Source organism: Methylobacterium sp. WL103, from assembly GCF_008039885.1.
GTDB classification, from domain to species: Bacteria; Pseudomonadota; Alphaproteobacteria; order Rhizobiales; family Beijerinckiaceae; genus Methylobacterium; species Methylobacterium cerastii.
In genome coordinates, this window is record NZ_VRUX01000583.1 from 1 (window position 1) to 2,583 (window position 2,583).

The window sequence follows — 2,583 nt, forward strand, 5'->3', positions numbered from 1 at the left end:
CCGCGGCACCGCGGGCCCCGGCGGCCCGGGTTGGCGCGGTGCCGCCGGCGATGCTGCCCTCGGCCAAGCTCGCGCTCGCGCGTCTCACCAACGTCCCCGCCACCGCCACTGCCCCTGGGGGCAAGGGGACGGCGCAGACGGCCGCGAAGGGCCGTCCCGACCTCGCGGCGAAGCCGGCGGCCAAGTTTGCCGACAAGTCACCTGACAAGCGCGGCGCACGGCTCGCTGGGATCTACTGACGGGCGATCGGGCCCGAAAGCGCCCGGCCGGTCCCCGCGAAAGGGGCTCCCCGGGGCCTCGGAACGCCTCACGCAAGGCCATCTGAGATCGGGGGAATGCGCACCGTAGGGTGTGCGAGGCGGTGCGCTGCGTCATTTCGCATTCGATCCCGCGCGGAAACCGTAATATGGTCACGCTTGTTATGCGAGGCGGGACGTTCGGAAACGTGGCGGCCCGGCCGCACGGGAGTTGGTGATGCGCAGGACCTGGGTCTTCCTTCTGGCGGCGGCCTGCGCGCTGGCGGCGCCGGCCTGCGCCCAGGTCTTCCAGACCGCGGCGCCGCACGCGATCCTGGTCGACGCCGATTCCGGCTCGGTGCTGTTCGAGAAGGCGGCCGACGAGCCGTTCGCCCCGGCCAGCATGGCCAAGCTGATGACCACCGACATCGTGTTCGACGCCCTGAAATCGGGCCGCCTGAGCACGGACACCGAGTTCACGGTCACCGAGGACGCGTGGCGCCGGGGCGGGGCGGGGGGCGGCGGCTCGTCGATGTTCGCTCAGGTCAACAGCCGCATCAAGATGCAGGACCTGCTGCGCGGCCTCGTGGTCCAGTCGGGCAACGATGCGGCGATCACCATCGCCGAGAACATGGCCGGCTCCGAGGAGGCGTTCGCCGGCATCATGAACCAGCGCGCGAAGGAGATCGGGCTGACGCGCTCGACCTTCCGCAACGCCACCGGCTACTCGGCGCCCGACCAGCGGGTCACCGCGCGCGACATGGCCAAGCTGGCCGCGCACATCATCGACACCTACCCGGACCTGTACAAGATCTTCTCCGAGCGCGAGTTCACCTGGAACAAGATCAAGCAGCAGAACCGCAACCCGCTGCTCGCCCTCGACATCGGGGCCGACGGGCTCAAGACCGGCTACCTCGAGGAATCCGGCTACGCGCTCACCGGGTCGGCGGTGCAGAACGGCCAGCGCCTGATCATGGTGATCTCCGGGCTCAAGACGGCGCGGGACCGCGCGGCCGAGGCGCGCAAGCTGATGGAGTGGGGGTTCCGCGCCTTCGAGCCGCGGCAGGTCTTCACCCCCGGCGAGACCGTGGCCGAGGCCTCGGTGTTCGGGGGCGCGTCGGGGTCGGTCCCGCTGGTCGCCAAGAAGCCGGTGCGGGTGCTGCTGCCGCGCGGGTCGTCCGACCGCGTCACCGCGCGCGCGATCTACCAGGGACCTCTCGTCGCCCCCGTGACGGAGGGCCGCGAGGTCGGCCGCCTCAGGATCATGCGCGGCGACGCGGTCGCCCTCGACCAGCCGCTCTACGCGGGCGCCTCGGTGGAGGCCGGCACGCTCCAGCAGCGCGCGATGGACGCCGCGCTCGAATTCAGCACCGGCATCGTCCGCCGCGCCTTCGACAAGGCGGGCAAAGGCGACAGGACCAGTGACAAGTCCGCCAACCCGTCGTGACGACGGAGAGGCGCGGCGGCTCCGTTCAGCCATGACCGCTCCGACACCGCCGGGCGTCTTCATCACCTTCGAGGGCGGGGAGGGGGCCGGCAAGTCGACCCAGGTGGCCCGCCTCGCCCGGGCGCTCGCCCCGCATCGCACGGTCACGACCACCCGCGAGCCCGGCGGCTCGGTCCGCGCCGAGGAGATCCGCACGGCGCTGCTCGCCGGAATCGCCAAGCCCTACGGACCGTTTGCCGAGGCGCTGCTGTTCTCGGCCGCCCGCATCGACCACCTCGACCGGCTGGTCCGCCCGGCCCTGGCCTCCGGCGAGGTGGTCCTGTGCGACCGCTTCATGGACTCGACCCGCGCCTACCAGGGGGCCGCGGGCGGCCTCGACGCCACCGCCGTGGCGGCGCTCGAGCGCGTCGTCGTCGGGCCGACGCGGCCCGACCTCACCCTGGTCTTCGACCTCGACCCTGAGATCGGTCTGGCCCGCGCGCGCGCGCGCGCGGCTGGTCAGAGGGCGTCGCAAGAGGCATCACAAGAGGCGTCGCAGGCAGGGCAGATCGCCCCGGACCGCTTCGAGGCCGAGGATCTCGCCTTCCACCGCCGCCTGCGCGACGCCTTCCGGGCGATCGCGGAGGCCGAACCCATGCGCTGCGTCCTCGTCGACGCGGCGCAGGACCCCGATGCGGTCGCGCAGGCGGTCCGGCGGGCGGTCGCCGCACGCCTGCCCGATCTCGTCGACGACACCGAAGGCCGTACCGATGCCGCCTGAGCGCGCGCCCGACGACGTCGAGCCCGGCGACCTCGCCGGCATCGTCCGCCCGCGCGAGACCACGCGCCTCGTCGGCCATGCCGAGGCGGAGGCCGCCTTCGCCGAGGGCATCGCTTCGGGTCGCCTGCACCATGCCTGGC

Annotated in this window: 2 protein-coding genes and 2 pseudogenes; all 4 read left to right on the plus strand. The window is 72.7% G+C overall.

The genetic code is table 11. The features are described 5' to 3' along the window. Positions 1–239 (plus strand): annotated as a pseudogene (locus FV222_RS29980) (hypothetical protein); the annotation flags it as partial. A gap of 235 nt (positions 240–474) precedes the next feature. Next, the gene (locus FV222_RS22670) at positions 475–1,683 is read left to right on the plus strand and encodes a D-alanyl-D-alanine carboxypeptidase family protein (protein ID WP_147763075.1); all 1,209 of its coding nucleotides are present in this window, start codon (positions 475–477) and stop codon (positions 1,681–1,683) included. Between the two features lie 31 nt (positions 1,684–1,714). Further along, positions 1,715–2,443, plus strand: coding sequence for a dTMP kinase (tmk, locus tag FV222_RS22675; protein ID WP_147763074.1), 729 nt, complete (start codon positions 1,715–1,717; stop codon positions 2,441–2,443). Next, positions 2,433–2,583, plus strand: a pseudogene (locus FV222_RS31460) (XRE family transcriptional regulator); the annotation flags it as partial. The gene tmk and the pseudogene FV222_RS31460, both read left to right, overlap by 11 nt.